General features: G+C 55.7%; 12 protein-coding genes. 7 read left to right on the forward strand and 5 right to left on the reverse strand.

The window, feature by feature from the left end:
* Positions 1–92: 92 nt before the first annotated feature.
* Together Poly21_RS24235 and Poly21_RS24240 are read left to right on the forward strand one after the other, a co-directional pair.
* A complete protein-coding gene (locus Poly21_RS24235) occupies positions 93–2,882 on the forward strand; it encodes a DEAD/DEAH box helicase (RefSeq protein ID WP_146409651.1) in 2,790 nt (929 codons plus the stop codon).
* 107 nt (positions 2,883–2,989) lie between these two features.
* On the forward strand, positions 2,990–4,054 hold the full coding sequence (locus Poly21_RS24240) for an SWIM zinc finger family protein (protein ID WP_146409652.1): 1,065 nt from the start codon (positions 2,990–2,992) through the stop codon (positions 4,052–4,054).
* A gap of 323 nt (positions 4,055–4,377) precedes the next feature.
* On the opposite strand, the gene Poly21_RS24245 is transcribed toward Poly21_RS24240, so the two are convergent.
* Positions 4,378–5,055 carry a redox-sensing transcriptional repressor Rex gene (locus Poly21_RS24245; protein ID WP_146409653.1) on the reverse strand — a complete coding sequence of 226 codons (678 nt, stop codon included), beginning with the start codon at positions 5,053–5,055 and terminating at the stop codon, positions 4,378–4,380.
* Between the two features lie 443 nt (positions 5,056–5,498).
* On the opposite strand from Poly21_RS24245, the gene Poly21_RS24250 reads away from it, so the two are divergent.
* The 3 genes from Poly21_RS24250 (at position 5,499) to Poly21_RS24260 (ending at position 10,922) form a co-directional block, all read left to right on the forward strand.
* On the forward strand, positions 5,499–7,307 hold the full coding sequence (locus Poly21_RS24250) for a hypothetical protein (RefSeq protein WP_146409654.1): 1,809 nt from the start codon (positions 5,499–5,501) through the stop codon (positions 7,305–7,307).
* A gap of 475 nt (positions 7,308–7,782) precedes the next feature.
* Positions 7,783–9,168 (forward strand): sulfatase family protein, encoded by a 1,386-nt coding sequence (locus Poly21_RS24255; RefSeq protein WP_302120464.1) that lies wholly within the window; start codon positions 7,783–7,785, stop codon positions 9,166–9,168.
* A gap of 83 nt (positions 9,169–9,251) precedes the next feature.
* Positions 9,252–10,922, forward strand: coding sequence for an adenylate/guanylate cyclase domain-containing protein (locus tag Poly21_RS24260; RefSeq protein ID WP_146409656.1), 1,671 nt, complete (start codon positions 9,252–9,254; stop codon positions 10,920–10,922).
* 318 nt (positions 10,923–11,240) lie between these two features.
* Here the strand turns inward: Poly21_RS24260 and Poly21_RS24265 are convergent, their stop codons facing one another.
* From Poly21_RS24265 to Poly21_RS24275, 3 genes are all read right to left on the reverse strand, one after another.
* Positions 11,241–12,284, reverse strand: a complete 1,044-nt coding sequence (locus Poly21_RS24265) for a sugar phosphate isomerase/epimerase family protein (protein ID WP_146409657.1) — start codon at positions 12,282–12,284, stop codon at positions 11,241–11,243.
* 68 nt (positions 12,285–12,352) lie between these two features.
* Entirely contained in the window at positions 12,353–13,180 is an 828-nt protein-coding gene (locus Poly21_RS24270; protein WP_146409658.1) for a ParA family protein, read from the reverse strand.
* A gap of 70 nt (positions 13,181–13,250) precedes the next feature.
* Entirely contained in the window at positions 13,251–13,499 is a 249-nt protein-coding gene (locus Poly21_RS24275) for a hypothetical protein (protein ID WP_302120466.1), read from the reverse strand.
* Positions 13,500–13,872: 373 nt separating this feature from the next.
* On the opposite strand from Poly21_RS24275, the gene Poly21_RS24280 reads away from it, so the two are divergent.
* Complete coding sequence (locus Poly21_RS24280) at positions 13,873–16,227, forward strand: hypothetical protein (protein ID WP_146409659.1); 2,355 nt, start codon at positions 13,873–13,875, stop codon at positions 16,225–16,227.
* A 144-nt stretch (positions 16,228–16,371) separates the two neighbouring features.
* On the opposite strand, the gene Poly21_RS24285 is transcribed toward Poly21_RS24280, so the two are convergent.
* Complete coding sequence (locus Poly21_RS24285) at positions 16,372–18,156, reverse strand: NADPH-dependent assimilatory sulfite reductase hemoprotein subunit (protein ID WP_146409660.1); 1,785 nt, start codon at positions 18,154–18,156, stop codon at positions 16,372–16,374.
* Positions 18,157–18,343: 187 nt separating this feature from the next.
* Here Poly21_RS24285 and metH point away from each other — a divergent pair, with 187 nt between their 5' ends.
* Positions 18,344–22,030, forward strand: a complete 3,687-nt coding sequence (metH, locus tag Poly21_RS24290) for a methionine synthase (protein WP_146409661.1) — start codon at positions 18,344–18,346, stop codon at positions 22,028–22,030.
* Positions 22,031–22,107 lie beyond the last annotated feature (77 nt).

Consider the following 22,107-nt stretch of genomic DNA (forward strand, 5'->3'; position numbering starts at 1 on the left):
TCAACTCAGAATTGGAAAAGACTAAAAATGAGGCGAAACCGATCCGCCTACGAGTGACAACGTGCTTGTCATGACTTTATTAGTAGAAATCCATGACACTCGCCCATCGTATCGCCGTGACGCCGCTAGGGCACCTTCATCTCGTCGCGGGCACGGACGAAGACGTCGCCTACGGGGTCGCGGCAGAATTGCCCGTGAAACTGGTTAAAACCTTCAAAGAGTCCCCCGCGGCGGGACTAAGCTATTCAGTCTCCTCACGTGCCGATGGTCCACTGCCCGCGCCGCTACAGTTCTGGCGTGCCTTCGCCAATCGGTATTTTACAGCTCTCCGGCGCAGCAATTCGACGGGTGGCGGGGATTGGCGGTCGCCTGAACCGCCCGACGCCGCGACCTTGAAGGAGATTCTGGCCGAGGCACCACCCATGCTGGGCTTGGAATACGCCAGTCCCGAAACGCTCGTCGAACTGTGGGATCTCCTCGATGAGCACACGTCTGTTCAGGCGAAACGACGCAAAGGTGGTTTGGCGGCGTATTTGCATTCGCTACGCCCCGAGTGGAACCTGCACGGTCGAGTGACGTTCCACTTAGCCGAGAACAAGAAAAACCCTGAGCGTCCGTTCGCCTTTCTGGCAACGTATACGAGCAGTGAGACGACCGGCGCGACACCGCGTCATGTCCCACTTTCGGAAGCACTCAAGGCATCTATCTCCAGCGGCAATTCGGAGCAACTCGATGCGTTGCTCACGCCCGTCTCACGGGCGGCGGAGGCATGTCCAGCCATCGCGAAGCTGCTCGACTCCAAAGCTCTGTTTTCACCCCAGGCGTGGGGCATATCCCAAGCGTTTGAGTTCTTCTCCAGCGTGCCACAGATCGAGGATTCGGGCGTCATCGTCCGGATTCCCGACTGGTGGAACGCCTCTCGACCGCCACGACCGCAAGTCACTGTGCGGGTGGGTTCGAAGCAGCAAGCCAGGCTCGGTAGTGAGTCGCTCGACCTGGACGTGGGCATCACCCTCGATGGTCAGCCGCTGAGTGATGACGAGCTCGAACAGTTGATGGCCGCTCGCGAGGGCATGACTTTGCTGCGTGGGAAATGGGTGCAGGTCGACGCGGATCATTTGCAATCCGCCCTGCAGCAATGGAAAGATCTTCGCGACGCTCATGCCTCCGGGATAGGTTTCCTCGAAGGTATGAGATTGCTCGCAGGAGCGGCGATCACTGGTGACGACGTTGATGAATCGGTGCAGCCTTGGACACGGATCGAGGCCGGCGACTGGCTCCGCGAAACGCTGGGGAAACTGCGCAGTCCTAATGGCAAAGTAGAAATTACGGAGAACTCTCACCTGCGAGCAACCCTGCGTCCCTACCAGTCCGATGGTGTCGCTTGGCTATATTTTGCGACGCAATTGGGACTCGGTGTTTGTCTCGCCGATGACATGGGTCTGGGAAAAACAATTCAAGTCATCTCGCTGTTGCTACACCTGAAATATCCAGGTGGATCCGAGACCAGAGGAACGGCCAAGACGCAGCGTCAAGGAAAAACAAAGGGTGCGTCCAAAGTTGCTGCGAAGGCCCAGCAAAGCCGCCCGAGTTTGTTGATTCTACCCACCTCCTTGCTCGGCAATTGGCAGCGTGAGGTTGAACGCTTTGCCCCTGATCTGAACATGCTGGTCGCTCATCGCAGCAACCTCGATGCTGATACGCTCAAACGAATCGCGGCCAATCCCACCGCCGAACTGGCCCCGTACGATCTCGTGGCAACCACCTACGGACTGGCGCGTCGTCAAAAATGGTTAACGGAGATAGATTGGAATCTCGTTATCTTGGACGAGGCGCAAGCGATCAAGAACTCCGGTGCAGCACAAACAAAGGCAATTAAAAAGATTCCAGGTCGTGGACGGATCCTGCTGTCCGGCACGCCGGTGGAGAATCATCTTGGCGATCTGTGGTCTCTATTTGATTTCTGCGCCCCTGGTCTGCTCGGTACCGCAGCCGCGTTCAAGCGTTTTGTGAATGCAAAAGACGAGGATGCACGCGCGCAACGGCTCGCCAGCGTCCGCAAATTGATTCAACCCTACGTGTTGCGGAGGATGAAGACCGATCCGCAAATCGTGCCAGATCTACCGCAGAAAACCGAAATGCGAGTTGATTGCGGACTGACCCGGGTGCAGACAACGTTGTACAAGGCCGTTACCGACGATCTTAAAGATTCCCTCGAGGTTGCTAGCGGGATCCAGCGTCGAGGGATGGTGCTGGGGGCGCTGATGCAGCTCAAACAGATTTGCAACCACCCCGCGTTGCATCTCAAACAGTCGGACTTCTCACCGGACGATTCGGGCAAGTTCTCAGAGCTTCGGACGATTGCTGAGACGCTGATCGAGAAGCAAGAAAAGATGCTTGTCTTCACACAGTTTCAGTCGATGTGTGGACCGCTTGCCGACTACCTCTCAGGTATTTTCGAGCGTGAGGGTTTGGTGCTTACCGGGAAAACGGCAACAAAAAAACGTAGCCAATTGGTCAATGAATTCCAAGCTGAGACGGGGCCACCGTTTTTTGTGATTTCGGTCAAAGCGGGTGGTACAGGGCTGAATCTCACGGCCGCCTCGCACGTGGTGCATTTTGATCGTTGGTGGAACCCCGCGGTGGAGGATCAAGCTACGGATCGAGCGTTTCGGATCGGCCAAAGACGCAATGTCCTCGTCCACAAGTTTGTCTGTCGTGGTTCACTCGAAGAGAAAATAGATGATATGATTCGCGACAAGAAAGCACTCAGTCGCGAATTGTTTGGTGCCCAGGGCAAAGACGAAATGCAGCTGACCGAAATGAACGATGCGCAACTTCTCGATTTCGTGTCGCTCGATCTCAACAAGGCAACCGCGTAGCCAGGTTCACTTCCAACGTCGATTCCACCGTTTGACGACGGTACCGATTCTGGGCATGCAGCCCCTTGTATTACTTTTGCTTAATGGATTTTCAAGGATTCAACTACATGTCATGGTACGGAGGATTCGCACCCTATGTGCCGGTCGCCCAGCGTCTCGCACGCGGCAACAAGGCGGCCGCCAAACGCATTAAGAAGGGTCAGAGCCTGCAGCCGCTTAACATCTCGGGAACCAGAATCGCAACGACGTTCTGGGGCAAGAGCTGGTGCACTCATCTGGAAAAGTACAGTGACTACTCCAATCGCCTACCGCGAGGGCGAACCTACGCGCGCAACGGATCGGTTGCCGACCTGCGAATCACGCGTGGTCAGATCACTGCGATGGTTTGCGGTTCGTCGCTATACGACATCACCATAAAAATCACGCCGCTAGCCGATACGGACTGGAAAGCAATTTGTCGTGACTGCAGCGCATCGATTCATTCGCTGATCGATCTGATGCGTGGCAAGCTCGGCGATGACGTGATCCGCCGCATGACGGATCCGAAACGCGGCATGTTTCCAGCGGGCAATGAGATTGAGATGAACTGCAATTGTCCCGATGGTGCATCACTCTGCAAGCATCTCGCGGCCGCGCTCTACGGGGTTGGCAATCGGCTCGATACGGCACCCGAACTGCTGTTTTTGCTCCGTGGAGTGGATCAAAATGAACTGATCTCACAGGCCATGGTCGCTGAGAACGCCACATCCGCAATGGGCCTGGACAGTGACTCTGAACTTGCCGGTGAAGATCTGGGGGCGATGTTTGGAATCGAGTTGGCGTCACCGGCGCAAACACCGATCGCGGCGAAAAAGTCGCGTAAAATGGTGAAAAAGAAGGTGGCAAAGAAGGTGGCGAAGAAGGCAGTGAAGAAAAAGACAGACGTTAGGAAGAAGCCGAAGGCAAAAGCGGTAAAGAAGAAGCCCACCAAACGCAAACAGGCTGCCCCGGCAACCGCGAAGGTCAAGTCAGTCAAGAAGCGCGTATCCAAACCGACGAATAAAAAGTCGACCAAAAAACGAATCGATAGTAATCGCACCGTGAACAAGCGAAAGGTTGTCAAGAAAAAATCTGCTGCCAAGAAAGCCACCAAGTCTGCCGATACCAGGGGAATTGTGATTCGGCTGAACTAGGGATCGCGTTACTTTCCAAAGAGACGTGGCGGCGAGTTTTCTGGATAGGCCTTCCTCGAAAAAACCAGCGTCAGAATGGTTGGCGACGCCTCTCGCCACCCACGCCGTAAACGGCTTTTAGCGTGAATGCGGTGATAAGTGCGTTTTTCTTCCAACCCCGGTCTGGCGTCCGGGGCTACTGCCTGCCGTCGATATCGCGACTCAGAACAGCGGAACAGAACGGCAACGAAATCAATGGTCGAAAAACCATATCAACCTCGACTCCGTCGCAGCGTGGGCTAGTGTTTAACGACTTCTGAGCCCAATCATTGGGGCAGTCCTGCTCAGGCATTCTGAATGCGAAAAGCGAGCTGCTGCAGCTCGCTGGCGAGGTCCACGTTGATGACGGCTACTGCCGAGGAAACTCTCAGCGTGGTGGGAGCGAAGTTCAGGATTCCTTGGATGCCCAACGCCACGACTTGGGCGGCCACCTCTTTCGCTTGTTCGCTTGGTACGGCGAGGATTGCCAGTTCGGGTTTCAGTTCCCGCAGTACCGGTTCGAGTTGGTCCATGGGCAAAATCTTTGTATTCCCAACGACGCCACCAATCTTGGTCGGGTCGGTATCGAATGCAGCAGCCAGCGAAAATCCGAGTCGCTCGAACCCGCGATAGCGGAGTAGAGCATTGCCGAGGAACCCGACCCCGATCATCACGGCCTTCCAGTGCACGCCGCTGCCCAAAACGACCCCGATATGATCAGCAAGTGATGCGACATCGTACCCCACACCACGCCGGCCCACCGACCCAATCGAACTGAGGTCCCGTCGGACGACGGCAGCCGAGACGTTTACCATCGCCGCTAAGTCGCGACTGTTCGTCGACGTTTGCCCAGCATCGAGCAAGCGATGTAGTTCGCGAAAGTAAAGGCTCAGCCGCCCGACGGCCGGAGTGGATAAATCCGTACGAACGATTTCATTGGAACCAGCTCCATCCGGGTGCCCAGCTGAGATTGGTGGATTCATGGAAGGTGGCATATCGAGGATGGGGTCAAAAAACGGATAATCGGTAAAACCGGAACGGACGGCACGTTTGCACAGCCTAGACCCCATATTTTACCTGGTCGGACACCTTTCTTTGTTCCATGATTCATCCGCAGACGATGTAGTTTGTGCATCGAAATCATTTTCGCTATCCCTCACGCCTTGTGTACGTGTTAGCGGCGAGTGATTGCAACTCGACCCTCCCGCTCTTGTAAGCGACCGACCGGCTTTAGTGTGGCCGACGGGCACCACGCGGACAAGAGACATCGGGGACGCAACGCGGTATCTACCGTTTTCGCTCCGCATGGACTGGGTTGGTGGGAATGAATTGCGATGTTGATGGGCGATGCCGGGGGGTTCCGGCTGCCAGTGGAAAGCTAAGTCCTACAACGCTTTTAAACGTTGTTACTTGAGAGGAAAGTGTTATGAAAAGGTTGTGGTTACTACCCGCACTCGCGTTGATCGCGGTTGTGTCGGGTGCCAATGCTGCTCATGCTGCTTATTGTAGCACGATCAGTTACCAAGGCTGCAGCAGCTGTGGCGGCGGCTCTGTCGTTGCCGATGGTGGTGTTGTCTCCGACGACTCGGTCGTCGTTGATGGTTCCGTTGCTGTTGCCGCTCCTGGTGTGGTCACCAGCGAAGGTGCTGGAAATGGATCGTACACCGTGATGCGGACAGTTCGCGAGACTGTGATGGAACAAGTCCAAGAGACTCGCCATCGTACACGGAACGAAACGTACTATGTTGACCAAGTTGTCAATCGCACTCGGATGGTGCCGGAAACGGTCCAAAAAGAAGTGCAGTACACCGTCATGGTGCCAACGTACGAAACTCGCGAAAAGACGATCAACTACACAGTCAACAAACCTGTGTACGAAACTCGCTCACGAGTGATCAACTACACCGTTAAGAAACCTGTGTATGAAACTCGTCAAAAGACGATCAACTACACTGTTAGCAAGCCCGTTTACGAGCAACACGAGCGTGTGATCAACTACACGGTCCAAAAGCCCGTCTACGAGACTCGCACCAAGACGATCAACTACACCGTCAACAAGCCAGTGTACGAGACTCGTCAAAAGACGATCAACTACACCGTGATGAAACCCGTTTACGAAACTCGTACACGGAACATCAACTACACGGTCTACAACACCGTGCGTGAAGACAAAGTTCGCACAGAGAACTACACCGTTACGGTTCCAGTCCAGTACACCAAGACCATTCAGGTCAAGGGTGGACATTGGGACACAGTTACCGAAACGGTTCCTGGCCCAATGATTCGTCGTACCGTGCGTGAGCCCGGCACATGCCACTACGACCCAACCACCTGCCGTACGGTATACTGCCCCGGCAAGTGCCGCGTCGAGTGTGTTCAAGGCTGCCCCAAGACAATCTGCAAGAAGGTCTGGGTTCCTACCTGTGAAGAACGAGAAATCACCTGCACGAAGTACGTGAAAGAATGCCGCACCCGCGAAATTCCTTACACCGTATGCCGTCGTGTTCCTGAGTGCCGTACCAAGGTTTGCGAATACAAAGTTTGCAAGATGGTCCCAGAATGCCGCACAAAGACCTGCAACTATACCGTTTGCAAGATGGTCCCAGAGTGCCGCACCAAGACCTGCGAATACAAAGTTTGCAAGATGGTTTGCGAAAACCGTCAAAAGGTTTGCAAGTACACAACTTGCAAGATGGTTCAAGAATGCCGCACCAAGACCTGCAACTACACCGTGTGCAAGATGGTTTGCGAAAACCGTCAAAAGACTTGCAACTACACTGTGTGCAAGATGGTCCCAGAATGCCGCACCAAGGTTTGCACGTACAAAGTTTGCAAGATGGTTCCCGAATGCCGCACCAAGACCGTGTGCCACACGGTTTGCCGCAAAGAATGCTACCAAGAAACGATCCGCGTTGCTAAGTGCCGCAAAGTTTGCGAGCCTTACACCGTGACCAAGTGCGTTCCTCGCGTCGTCTGCCGTCAAGTTCCCGTCACCGTTTGCTGCCCAGAACCTTGCTGCAATGCAGCTAGCTCCTGCGACAACGGTTGCGACACTTGCGGATCGGCTTCGGATTGCGGTTGTGCAAACGACTGCTGCGAACCAGCCCCTTGCTGTGCTCCTCGTCAATCGTGCCTGAAGGGCCTGTTGAACAAACTGTTCCACAACCACAACTGCGGATGCGATTGCCAAGTTGCTGAGCCTTGCTGCGACGCAGCACCGGCTTGCGGATGCTAATCATCCATCCTGATGGATTGAGTATCAAGCGAAGTTCAAGAGGACGCTTTCCACGCTGAATATCGCTTCCCCATAACGAATTCCACTCACCGCGCCTGTTCGGATAACTTTACGAATAACGAGCAGCCGGTGGGGAATTCGGGCGGGGGGAACCGATCACAGAGTTGAGAAAACGTCGATACGCTCAATCGGGGCTGAGTTTCTCCAAAAGAGAGACTCACCCCGTTTTTTTATGCGCCGACGACACTCTCGTCGCGGTCGCAGCGTCATCGCGCCACGAAACATTGCCCTGCCATGTGGTCGCCAACGCAGACGCCTTCCCTCCGTCCTCGATAGTCGCGCTCGGAGAGTATTTTCGAGCGTCGGTCGCGGCAACACCTCAGCAATAGGGACAGGGCGGTGCTATACTACCGGCCTGAGCGATCGGGGTGCGGCATCCTCGATCCCGCTACGTTCCCTGAGAAAGTCGGACACCATGAGGCTCTTTTGGTTGCATTGCATCGTCACCCTGGTAGCGGCTAGTGCGTTGCTGTCACCGTCCGCGCGTGCGGAGGACAAGCGTCCGAACATTCTGCTCATGTTCACCGACGACCAGCCGCAAAACGTCATGGGCTTCGCAGGTAACACAGCCGTCCACACGCCTCACATGGATTCACTTGCGCAACGCGGCATCTACTTCGACAATGCGTTCGTGACCACGCCAATCTGCTGCAGCAGCCGCGCATGTCTGTTCACCGGCCAACAAATGAATCGCCATGGGATCCGAGATTTCAAGGCCCCGCTGAGCGCCGCCGCGTTTGCCAAGACGTATCCCGCGATGTTACGGAAGTCGGGATATCGCACCGGCTATCTTGGCAAATACGCTATCGGCAACCCAGCCCTGCATCGACGCGAACTCTGTCTTCCTGCCAACAAGTTCGACGATTGGTACGGATTTCCGCAAAACATCGCGTACCGGCAGGACGTAGACGGGGAAGGCCAGTATTTGACCCAGGTGATGTCAGACAAAGCGATTGAGTTTCTACAACAGTCCACGCCGGACCAGCCGTTCTGCTTGACCGTCGCATTCAAAGAGCCACACGGTCCATTCAATTATTTCGATCCCCTGACACCCAATATTTACGAAAACGCAGAACTCCCCTGCTCCCCCACGTTTACCGCTGACGATTTCGAGTCGCAACCCAAGTTCATTCGCGAGTCGTTGAATGGAGACAACAGCAGGGGCTTTCTCGCATCCAATGAACGTCTGCAGTCACACTTACGCACGTTCTACCGCACGGTAACACGAGCAGATCAGGCGGTGGGCGAAATACTCGCTGCGCTCAAACAACTGAAGCTTGACGAGAATACCGTCATTATCTTCACGTCAGACCACGGTGACTTGCTTGGCGATCACGGTTTGTTTGGGAAGTGGCTACTCTATGAAGATTCCATTCGCGTTCCCCTGATTGTCTACGATCCTCGTATTCCGGAACCGCTGCGTTCTGGACGACGGGACGAACTTGCCCTCGGCATCGATCTCGCCCCCACGATGCTGGCGTTGGCGGGCATCACGCCTCCTGACGCAATGCAAGGCAAGGATTTGATGCCGGTTATCGACGGGAGTGCCGACAATTGGCGATCTCATTTTTATTGCGAACATACCTACAACACAGACCCACCACGTGCTCCCATTGCGGAGTCCGAAGGTATCCGAACAACCAAATGGAAGTACATTCGCTATCCTAACACGAACCCTGTTTTTGAGCAGCTCTTTGACTTGGATACCGATCCAGAGGAACGCACCAACCTGGCGGGGTCGGCTGACGCATCGGAAGTTGTCGCCGAACTACGGGCGCTGTGTGATAAAAGCGGAAACTGACGAGGAAATGTCGCAGAACAGCATCGTCGACATCGGGTGAGCCTCGTGCTAAGTAGGAGCGGATCGTTTACCGGAAGATTGTTTTGACTACTGACACCATTGACCTGAGTCTCGATGCCAATCCGTCGCCTTCCACGACGTTATCTGCGAAACGCGACTGGACGTTCTTTCACCGCCATGGGTTGTTGCTCGTTGTCCTCTCGCCGATTGTCGCCAACTTGGTCGGCAGTGTCTTTAACATCTTGTATAATTTCTGGCAAATCGAGCCGCTGCTATCTCAACTCCAGATGGCGCGTTTCTCAGCGTGTTGGCAATGGTTCAACCTCGTCGTCTACCCGTTGGCGGTGCTGCTGTTTTTGATCCCGATTTATCAGCTGCGTCCCATCCATCACAGCCTGATCAACGGCACGAACGTGAGCGATGAAGATCTGGAGGCTTCGCGACGAAAGGTAGTGAATTTGCCCTGGTGGTTCTTGGCCGTCGCATCGATGGGCTGGTTGAGCTGCATTCCCGTCTTCCCGTTGGCGCTAGCCAGTCTGAATGAGCCGCTCTCGATCAACGTAGTAATTCATCTGACGACTTCCTTCCTGATTGCTTCGCTGATCGCGGTCACCCATAGTTTCTTTGCGGTCGAACTGGTTATTCAGCAAACGTTGTTTCCGGTTTTCTTCCAGACAGGAACCCCTGCAAACGTCTCAGGCACTGCGCCGATGACAATTTCTCAGCGTGGATTGATGTGGTCGGCATCGGCTGTCGTCAGTCCAGTGCTGTCACTGGTATTGTTAATTTTAGTACCTGACGCGACTCAAACAGCTCCCATATTTGCCGTCGTCGTGGCCGTTGTCGCAGTCAGTTTTGGCATCGCGACGTCGTGGTTACTAGGTCGTTTGGTAGCGTCACCGGTGTTAGAACTGCAGAGTGCCGCCCTGGCAGTTGCCAAGGGCGACTTAACCGCGAAAATCGAAACTCTCCGAGCAGACGAGTTCGGAATGCTGATCGATCAGTTCAATGCCATGATCGCCGGGCTCGCTGAGCGGGAACGCTTGCAAGCAACATTTGGCCGGCACGTCGGCCGCGAGGCCGTCAAGCAGATCCTGGCGGCTCAGGATGCTCGTGATGTAACTAACACGCCTGGAACTCTCGGAGGCACCAAGCAAATGATCACGGTGATGTTCGTGGATGTCCGCAATTTTACCGCTCATTCAGCAAACGCACCCGTTGACGATGTAATCGCCGGATTGAACTTAATGTTCGGCGAGGCGGTGAAGATTGTCGAGCAACACGGAGGGATGATTAACAAATTTCTAGGCGATGGTTTCATGGCTATCTTTGGAATCGGTGGTAATCCTTCCGCCAGTGAGCGACATGCCGATGATGCCGTCAATGCGGGGCGTAAACTTCTCACTCGCATCGAGGCAATGAAGGGCGATTTCGCTCGCGTTGGATGGTCCGAAATGAAGATCGGAGTGGGGATCAACACGGGCATCGCGATGGTGGGCAGCATCGGCGCGCCCGAACGCCAGGAATATACTGCGATGGGCGACGCAGTGAACGTAGCGGCGCGGGTGGAAGCACTGACTAAGCGTGTCGGGCACGATTTGCTAGTTACTGAGGCGACCCTCCATGCACTCTCAGCGTCCGATCATTTCACCGCATTGCCTCGTCAAGAAGTCCAGGGTAAGTGCGAAAGCCTGCGCGTGTACGGACTGATCGAAGATAGCGAGCGGACGACTGAGGATAATCGATCACAGTGACGTGATTTAATTTTCGTGGGCCGCTCCCCTACTGGATCGCTCGCTCGTGTTTCCCATGCGGTCGCCGTGGCACAGAACAACAGGTTCAAAACCTCACCCGATATTGGCATCGAGCGGCCCACTGGATGCATCTAAATGTCGAGCCGCCTGTTGAGTTAGTTGCTCTCGCTGCCCGAATGCATCGCTACTAACTCGAGTGCATCGCTACTAACCCGAGTGCATCGCTACTAACCCGAGGCGCAGGTGAGGAGCGAGGTAGACTGTCTTGCGAGCGTGTCGGATGAACAACGCAACTTGCATGAACAACGCAACTTGCAACTAGGCCGACCAGCGTCCCAGCATTCGATCAAGCGAATCCGATGTCTGGTAGACAAGCGCTTCTGGATAGTGCGGGTACGGATGGAAGTACTCGAACGTCACGTAGCCACGGTAGTTCGTTTTGTCGAGTTCCTCCATCACGGCAGGCCAGTTCGTCGTGCCATCGAGTAGCGGACGAAATGTCTCCAGTGAGTAGTCGGTGCCCTTTTTAGTGAACTCTTTAAAATGCACGTTCCGGATTCGCTCGCCTAGGATGGGAACCCAGTGTTCGGCAAATTGGAACATCGAAATATTCCCTGTATCGAAATGAACCTGGATGGCTTCGCTTCCAAAGCCATCGACAAATTGGTTCATCTCCATGGGAGTCATCAGGAAACCATTGAAGAAGATGTTCTCCATGTTTAAGTAGACCCCGAATGTCTCTGCCTGGCGCACCAATTTTCCAACCGCCTGTTTTGCTCGCTTGAGGCAGACATCATTCGGCACCGGCTCGTGATCGTCACGCCAAGGGATGTGAACTGCACCAGGCACGACAAGCAAATTCTCCACTCCCATTTGGCTTGCGGCCTCAGCCATCATCCCCGCCAGTTCAACCCCGCGATCTCGCTTGGCGGAATCGTTGCTTGACAGCGGGTAGGGCCAAAACAGAAAGCTGCATAAGCCACTGATCTCGATTCCGATCTCGTCGGCCATGTGCCGGATCGCAGCGAGCTGTTTGTTAGATGCTTTCGGCGAAAGATCATTCTCGAGATCGTAGTTGAGCTCGATGCCATCAAAGCCAGCTTGCTTGGCGAGCTGCATGCACTCTCGGAGTGTCATCCGGTCGGGATACGGGAACGCCCACAGATTGATCGATTTACGAAACGAGTATTGCTTCGGAGATTGGCAACGATCATCGGGCGTGTTGGCTCGCGGGCTCCCGTCCGCATCCGCTGCATTCGCCACCGAGCTACCCGCGGCTACCGCGGCTGTCGCGATCCCGCTCAACAATGCATCGCGGCGCGAGACGCCACGATTCTGAGCAAAAGGTCCATTAATCAACATGAGCGTTCCCCGAGTGAGATAGTTGTCGCAATTTTACCCTATGCTCGTGCTCGGGGCTGCCCCCAATCCTACGCAGCGATCGGCGTGGCAATAGTCCCCACTCGACTCGCCTCCTGAGCGATGACTTCGTCAGCCAGAGACTGATAGTCGATGGCGCCATTGCTTTCGCCGGAGTAGTCAAAGATTGACTTGCCAAAACTTGGAGCTTCCGCGAGCCGGATGTTTCGACGAATCCGTGTATCGAAGAACTTGGCATTTCGGAAGAACTCCCGAGAGTCTTTCGACGCGGTAAAGAATTCGTCGATGTCCGTACTGACCTCTGCTGCCAAACGCGTATTGGAGTCGTACATGCATAGCACAACACCGGACAGTCGCAGTCGGCTATTCATGCGTCGCGAAACAACTTCAATGGTTCGCAGCAGTTTGCTGAGTCCATGCAGGGCGAGGAAGTGCGGCTGCAGCGGCAGAAAGACTTCCGAGACTGCAACTAACGCGTTGATCGTCAGCACGCCAAGGCTGGGAGGGCAATCAAGGATCAGGTAGTCAAAGTCCTCATTGTCGTCGGCCAACTTATCGCTCAAGATCATCTCTCGACCGACTTCGCAGGCCAGCTCCATCTCAGCAGCCGCGAGATCGAGGTTGGAGGGCACGACGAACAGGTTCTCATCGACCTGCTGGCGTGCATCGCTCAGTGAGGCTTCCCCGCATAGCACTTCGTACATGGTCGCTTCACCATCAATGGCGGTGATGCCTAAGTGCAAGGATGCGTGAGCTTGCGGATCAAGATCCATCACGCACACACGGCGGCCAGCCCGAGCCAGAGCGGCGGCCAGATTCACGCTGCTGGTCGTTTTCCCAACACCGCCTTTTTGGTTGATAACTGCGATCGAACGCATGACGCTTTTCCTATGAGAGGGCTGAGTAAACTAAGAACCGTGGCGGCGAAACTTTCCGCCGTCCACCTCGCTAACTGGACGTTCCACGTAGCGACTGGTAGGCCAACAAGACTTCGTACAAATCTGCATCAATTTTCACACAATCATCAGCGAAATCCCGCAACCAAGCTCGATTTGAGTCGCTGGCGTCAATCAGCAAACGAGTGATTTGCGCTAACGGGATCGAGACCGATTTCGCCTTCCCCAATCCAGACACACGGTCCATCTCCAGTTCGCGAACAAAGCTGTGTTTCTTCAATCGAGTGCAAGGCGGTATCACGGCAGTTCAATCTTTCGGCTAGAAACGAGTCGACGCAGGTGTGTGTAACAAGGCACGGCGACCCGACGCCAGACCGTCCTGCCACCGAAGTATCGACTTTGACGGTTAGGCGACTTGATCGGAATTTGCGGGATCTGCTGGAATGAGTGGATTCTTTGCGGGTTGCCGCTGTGAGCATCCTGCGGGGCGGAATCTCGCCGACGAAGCGATTGGACCGGTCCACGCTGGAATCACGTCTGGAAATAGGCTATCGAGCCGCCATCATACGTGCGGGCGAGAGCGCCCTCAGCTCAGAAATTTTCGGCCGATGGAGCAGGCAACTAAAAATTGCGACCCCCGCCCGTGTGGGGAGCGTACAATGGGACACAATGGATTGACTACTATTTCTGAACCCGTTTCCACCAATAGCACATCACCGATGGATCCGCTCAATCGCGTTCCGCCGTACAACCGTGCGCTGCCAGATAGCGATCGCCGTGGTGATGGAGACAATGCCGCTGGCAGCGAAGGTGACGGCAATCGGATTGATACGCAGCAGGACGTGGCCGCTAGCGGAGTTTCCGTCGATGAACTCATTCGCGAATTCGAGTTGGATCTCGGTGGCGACTCCCTCCAAGACGATTCGATCGATTCTCCGCCCCAGCGGGAGCAGTCTGGTACGCTCGGCGCCAACGAGGGCGACTTCGCCACCATTGGTGTCCGCAATCTCGAATGGCGTTTGCCAATCATACGCAGCGCCGCCCATCGCAGCGCCGATGCGATCGCGTCAAGTCAGCTGGTGGAACCCTCCGAATCCAATGAACAGCAACTCACCCGAATCGTGCTATCGACCTACCGGTTGATCGATCCGCGATTCCGCGGCAGCTATTTCCAACAGGTTCGTGTGGGTCGGATGCTTCCGATCGTGCTGCAATCTGCTTCATGCATCGATGGGACGCCCCCCTCGTTGCAACCATCGAGTCAAGACGATCAGCAGCATGGTCTCCGTCTGTTCGGTCACATGATTCCGCAGCCCGCGACGGATCCGCCTGGCGTAGCTCCCCCAACCGCTCGACGGCCGTTTCGCCACCCTGTCAAACAACAGGCTTCTGATCAACGGCGCCTTCCGAAGATACATGCTAATTATCGAACCGAAGCCATCGAGGTGCTCGCTGAGTTACAATTCCGCTCCCGTTCGACGCGATGGACACGTTGGTTTCAGGGACCTCGTTTAATTGTCTCCCTCGCAGCTGCATCAATTCTATTAATTGCTGCAACCATCGGCTATCGGATGTCGCTGCCGCAATCGGCAGAGGATCTGGCCGTGACACAGTCCACCCAGAAACTATCGGCGAGGAAGTCTCAACCGCTGATTCAGGAGGCACTCACCTCGCCCTTACCGCTGGCGCAACCCGCACCGCCACCTGCAGTTGCATCGCCTCCGCCGGAAGTGGCCTTACCCACATCCAATTCAGAGTTGACGGCACCGGAGACGATACCGACACGCCCGCCGGCTCCCTTGCCTGCCGTTCCAGACACCGCGATGCACACACCCACGCGCGATCAGGCCGAGCCCCACGAACTGACCACCGCCGAATTGATGGCAGCACTTGCGCGGGCTACCGAAATGCCTGACATCGGATTGCCCGCCCCGGATATCCCCACGCGCCCCGTACCCCAACTGCCGGATGATACGCCGCCTTCCATCAATCCTCAGCCTGCGAATATCCCGCCTTCGTCGAATGGATCGAGCAACCCGGCTCCGCCTCCAGCGGAGGCACCCGACGTCATCCGAGATGCCCCCCTACCGCCGCCCAGTAGTGCGGCAATTACGACAGCGACTTTAGATCTGTGGTCTGAAACAGATGCGGCCGGTCGTCGCTTCACGGCGGTCACCGCTGACGAATTGATCGATTCCTGGGCTCTCATCGCAGATATCTCACGGTCCGGTTCCGCCGAAAACATGGCCGCACAGCGATTGATTGGACAAGCTTCTTGGTTGATTCACCCGCTGGCGACGATTGTCGCCCAACTTCGAGCAACGGAGTTCTCAACGTCAGTACGCGTCGTTGGTGCCAGTGCACAGGAACTCGAGAACACGGCTAACCTTGATGAGGATGAAACCGAGTTGTTACTCGATTCATGGCGAGCGGCTCGAAAACGAGTTGTGCGGACGAGCGACCTAGATCAAATGCTGCGCCAGGCCAATGTGCTATTAGACCGAATTCTGATCAGCAACCGACTCTCGCCACACGATCGCAGCAATCTATTAGCAGCGTTTCGCGTCGATGTGGAGCAGCTCGTAAAGATTTCTAGCGATCAAGAGGCCATTTCAGAAACCGATTCGCTCTGGCGCGCGATCGATACGCTGCCAAATTCAAACGAATGGGAACGTCTGGCTGCTGCCAAGCCTCCATCCGGCCTCATGGCCAGCATCTACTGCTTGCAACAGCGTCGCTGGGATGAGGGCCTGGCATGGCTCGGCCAGGCCAGCAATCCTGCCATCGCGGCAGCAGCTAAGGCCGAATGGAAACTGATTCAATCCGGCACGCTTCACAACCCCGAGGGGGTCACACTTGAGGAGGCGCGTGCCAATCTCGCCAGTCGTTGGAGCAAGATCGCGGACCGGCTCGAACCTCGCGAAGCGGCCGCCGTTCGCCTACACGCCATCATGCTCTGTGGCGACGCACCTCACATGGAATCCGAACGCGAGGCCATGCGTGCCGAGCTGCCCGCTTATTTAGATTGAGAAGCTCAGCACAAATCACTACGATTCTCCCTCACGCGACTGAACCGCTTGAGTCGCTACCACCATCAGAGAGCGGCATCGACTCATCTGCATAAATCGCTTTGCCCGTTCACTCTGTGTCGGGCGAATTACCGAGCCTGAGACTCACTCGACCGCAGTTTCGGCCATTTCGCCCAGTGCACCGACGCCAATGCGATGGCAGAAATCGCCAAAGCACTCACCTGGCTGGTGATTCTCTTTAAAATGGATGAAAACAGGTCGCAGGGTAGCCACGATTTCACTACGTGGCACTTGATCTTTGTAAATTTCTGCCATTTGATTACCCAGCAAATTACCGCCGAGAAACACGGTGTAGCGGCCTTCACCAGACTTTCCGTCCACGCTACGACCGACCAAGCCGATGTCGGCGTTGTAGGGACGGGCACAGCCATTGGGGCATCCCGTCATGCGAATTGTGAATTGCTCCTCGGCAAGCCCCAACTCACTCAATTCCGCTTCGACTTCATCAATCACGCCGGGTAGGGCGCGCTCGCTCTCAGTAACCGCCAGCCCACAGGTGGGCAGCGCCGGGCACGCGAATGAGAATCGGCGGGCGTTGCTGATCTGCTCAATCCTGACGACGCCGTGATCTGCCAAAATCTGTTCGATCTCGCCCCGTTTTTCCGGCTCGATATCGCAGAGGATGATGTTCTGCTGCATTGTCAGACGGGCGTTGCTAACGTGCCCGTTGAAGAGCACCCGAAAACAAGACTTCAGTTGCAGTTTGCCTTCATCTTTAACGCGTCCGTTCTCGATCGGCAGTCCCAGAAACCACTTTCCGTCCCCTTGCTCGTGCCAACCCATGTGGTCGTTGTGTCCACTCACGTCGGCGGCATGCGGTTCGGGCAATGGACGCGGCACGCTGCCATCAGCGACACCGCAGATTGCCTCCGCCTGTGACAGGTATTCTTCGACTTTCTGACGGAATGCGGGAATGCCGAGATTGTTAATCAGGTACTTCATTCTCGCCTGGCTACGATCTTCGCGATTACCGAAGTCACGCTGAACGAGAATAATTGCGGTGATGATCGGGAGTAAGTGCTCCGTCTTCACGAAAGTTAGACGCTTGGCGAGCGCCGGAAAGCAATTTTTCTTACTGGGCGTGGTGCCCATACCGCCACCGGCCAGAATATTGAAACCAATCAGCTCGTCGCCCTCGGTTACTCCGAGCAGCCCGAGATCGTTGTCGTAAATGTCGATGCAATTGTCATCGCACAACGCCAATGCGATCTTAAACTTTCGCGGCAGGTACGCCTTTCCGTAGATGGGATCGGGTTCCGCCTCGACTGGCGGTCCGACAACCTGTTCCTTTTCACCAGTCTCTGGGTCTTTGACCCATATTTCGTGGTAAGCCTCAGTGGTGGGCTGGACATGAATCGCGATCTCATCAGCCAGTTTCTGAAGCTGGTCGCGAAGACCGTTGTGGCGCAGCGGTGCCGGGCAGCAGCAGATGTTCCGCGTCACATCGCCACAGGCCGACTTAGTCGAGAGCTTGATCTCATTGATGCGATGAATCACGCCCCACAAGTTATTCTTGACAACGCCGTGGAGCTGGATGCTCTGGCGGGTGGTGATCCGCATGGTGCCGTTGCCAAGTTCGTCGGCAATGTCGAGTTCACCGAGCATTTGCGCAGCGGTGATCTTGCCGCCGGGAATCCGGTTGCGAACCATGAACGAGTAGGCTTTTCCGAGACCTTCCTTCCGTCGCGACTTACGCAGGTCCCGGTCGTCCTGCTGGTAGGTACCATGAAACTTCAATAGCTTCGTGGTTCCATCGGCGACTTGGTCGGTCGTTGGGTCGGCGAGCTCGGCCACGATCGAACCACGCAGCCCGATGCTCTCTTCCTTGAGCAGCTCAATCTTGGACTTCTTAGGTTCTTCTTCACTCATCGACCAATTTCCTTCGTCTTGAAACGACGCGGGTTAACGAATATCTGCAAAACAGCTATATAGGGGCGCATGTTTCTAGGTTTTAGTCGATTCGCTGTCAAGATCGCGCGATTCGGTAAGAATTCCCCTTTATGTTGGCGGCCAAACCGCCATCCGTTCTCTCCCAGTCATTTCAAACTCGACCGACATGCCATACGAAGCGTCTGACTCTCAACTGCATCACCTCATCCGCGAGCGCATTTTGCTGCTCGATGGCGCCATGGGGACGATGATCCAGCGTTTCGGGCTGAGTGAAGCGGATGTGAGGGGTGACCGATTCGCTGACCACCACAAGGACCTCAAGAATTTCTCTGATATCCTCTGCCTGACGCATCCAGACAAAATCACGGATATCCACCGCGCTTACTTTGAAGCGGGCAGTGACATTGTCGAGACCAACTCGTTTGGCGCCTCTCCGGTTGGTATGGTTGAATTCGACCTACCTTTGGAACTGGTCGACGAGATCAATCACGCGGCGGTCCGCTGCGCTCGAATTGCTGCCGATGAGTGGACCGAGCGCACCCCCGACAAACCACGTTTTGTGGCTGGTTCCATCGGTCCAACGACGAAACAGCTGGCGATCAGCACGGAAGACGACCCCGCCCACCGAGGGGCGACGTTCGAACAGATGGTTGACAGCTACCGCGCCCAAGTTGACTCACTGGTTGCCGCGGGCGTGGACATTCTCTTGCCCGAAACGGCGATCGATACGCTGAACCTGAAGGCCTGCTTATTCGCAATTTCTGATTTCTACCAAGCCGGCGGCCGCCGTGTGCCGGTCATGGCCAGCGGTACCTTCGGCGACGGCGGTCGGACATTCGTCAGTGCTCAGACTGTCGAAGCATTTTGGACCGCGATCAATCACTTCCCCCTGTTGTCGGTGGGTATGAACTGTGCCCTCGGTCCCGATGTGATGCGAGCGCACATCGAAGAATTGTCCCACGTCGCCGAAATCCCTGTCTCCTGCCACCCGAACGCCGGCCTACCGAACGAGATGGGCGAGTTCGACCTCGGCCCCAAGGCGATGGCGGACAAGGTCGGCGAGTACGCTGATAACGGCTGGGTGAACATCCTCGGGGGATGCTGTGGAACGACGCCCGACCACATTCGCGCCATGGCCGAACGCATCAAGGGGCGGAAACCGAAGCAGGATTCCGTCGGCCCCGTCTATACGCGTCTGTCGGGCCAAATGCCGATGGCGATGCGACCGGAGATCCCCTTCACAATGGTCGGCGAACGTACCAACGTGATGGGCAGCAAGAAGTTTGCTCGTCTGATCCGCGACGAAAAGTACGAAGAGGCCGTTGAAATCGCGCGCGAGCAAGTGGAAAACGGTGCGACGATCATCGACGTCAATTTCGACGAAGGCATGCTCGACGGCGTCGAGGCGATGACGCGTTTCCTGCGATTGATCGCGGGCGATCACGTCGCGGCAGCTGTGCCTGTGATGATCGACAGTAGCAAGTGGGAAGTCCTCGAAGCAGGATTGCGGAACGTTCAGGGCAAGGCGATCGTGAACTCGATTTCGCTGAAGGATGGCGAAGCCGAATTCCTGCGGCGTGCACGCTTAGTTCGGCAGTACGGCGCGGCCGCAGTCGTGATGGCCTTCGACGAAGAGGGACAAGCCGCTGACGAAGATAACAAGGTGCGAATTTGCAAACGCGCCTACGATCTGCTTACCAAGGAACTCGACTTCCCGACCGAAGACATTATTTTTGATCCGAACATTCTTACCATCGCCACCGGGATGGAAGAGCACAACAATTACGCAGTCGATTTCATCAATGCTGTCCGGCGGATCAAGGTCGAATGCCCCGGGGCCAAAACCAGTGGTGGTGTCAGTAACATTAGCTTCAGTTTCCGCGGCAACGACCCCGTCCGCGAAGCCATTCACAGCGCGTTCCTCTACCACGCGATTGCCGCTGGCTTGGACATGGGAATCGTCAATGCGGGCCAGCTGGAGGTTTACGAACAGGTCCCCAAAGATCTGCTGGAGCGGGTCGAAGACGTACTGCTGAATCGGCGTAGTGACGCCACCGAGCGAATGCTCGAATTCGCCGAAACTGTGAAGAGCGGTGGCAAAAAGAAATCTGGCGAGGATCTCGCATGGCGAAGTGAGCCGGTTGCCGAGCGGATGAAACACGCGCTCGTTAAAGGCATCGACAAGTACATCACCGAGGACACTGAGGAAGCTCGCCAGCATTTCGATCGCTGCATCCAAGTGATCGAAGGTCCCCTGATGGACGGCATGAAAGTCGTCGGCGATCTGTTTGGACAGGGCAAGATGTTCCTCCCCCAAGTCGTCAAGTCGGCGCGCGTGATGAAGAAGGCGGTTGCCTACCTCGAGCCCTACATGGACGAAGAGAAACGGTTGGCCGGAACCCAAGACGAAGCCGCGCGGGGCAAGTTCCTCATCGCAACCGTCAAGGGTGACGTCCACGATATCGGTAAGAATATCGTTGGCGTCGTCTTGCAGTGCAATAACTACGAGGTCATCGATCTGGGCGTGATGGTATCCTCCGAAAAGATCCTGGAGGAGGCCATCAAGCAGAACGTGGACATGATCGGTTTAAGCGGCCTGATCACACCATCGCTCGACGAGATGACACATGTCGCTCGGGAGATGAAACGAAGCGGGTTTACGATGCCGCTCTTGGTCGGCGGTGCCACCACAAGTGCTAAGCACACCGCCGTCAAGATCGCTCCCGGATACGACGGCCCCGTAATCCACGTGCTCGACGCGAGTCGCAGCGTGAACGTGGTCGAACGGTTGCTCAGCAAGGAACACCGTGACGAATTCATTGCTGATAACGTCGAAACACAAAAGAAACTCGTGGCCAGTTTCCAGGGTCGCAAGCAGACCCTTGTGCCCTACGCCGAAGCACTTGAAAAGCACTTCCAAACCGATTGGGCGAACGTCCAAATTGACAAGCCATCCTTCACTGGCACACGCGTGCTCAAGGACATTCCGCTTGCAGAGATTCGACCCTATATCGATTGGTCGCCCTTCTTCAGTACTTGGGAATTGAAGGGAAAGTATCCCAAGATTCTTCAGGACAAAGTCGTGGGCGAGCAAGCCAAAGAGCTGTTTCAAGATGCCAATAGCTTGCTCGACGAAGTCATCGCAGGCAAATTGCTGACCGCCAACGCGGTGTACGGTTTCTGGCCTGCAGCGAGCGATGGCGAGGACGTGATCCTGTACACCGATGAGTCCCGGAGCGAGGAACTCTCACGGTTGCACTTCTTACGCCAGCAATGGGAGCGCAAGGGCCAAGCTGATTATCGTTCTCTGGCCGATTACATCGCGCCGCTTGACAGCGGTCGCGAAGACTATATCGGTGGCTTTGCCGTCACCACCGGCATCGGTGCCATGGAACTTGCGATGAAGTACAAGGAGGAGCTCGATGACTACAAAGCCATCATGGTGCAAGCGATCGCAGACCGGCTCGCCGAAGGACTCGCCGAAATGCTCCACGAACGGGCTCGTGGTGACTGGGGATTCGGCAACTCAGAAGGACTATCCAAAGAAGAATTGATCGGTGAGAGCTACCGCGGTATCCGACCTGCTGCAGGTTATCCAGCCTGCCCGGATCACACTGAAAAGCGGACCCTCTTCGATTTACTCGACGCTGAAAAGCAGACCGGAATCGAACTCACCAGCAGCTATGCCATGACTCCCGGCGCTGCCGTGAGTGGCCTGTACTTCGGTCACCCCGAAGCTCGCTACTTCACGGTCGAACGGATGACCAAGGATCAAATCGAATCCTATGCGAAGCGGAAAGGCTGGCCGATTGAAACCGTCGAGCGTTGGCTGGCTCCCAATTTGGCGTACTAAGAAACCGAGCCAATCCGTTGTACGTCGCGTCCCGACGGCGTCTACGCGAAACTCTTGGTATCCGCTATGCTGTGAAA

Origin of the sequence: Allorhodopirellula heiligendammensis (genome assembly GCF_007860105.1) — a bacterium.
GTDB classification, from domain to species: domain Bacteria; phylum Planctomycetota; class Planctomycetia; order Pirellulales; family Pirellulaceae; genus Rhodopirellula; species Rhodopirellula heiligendammensis.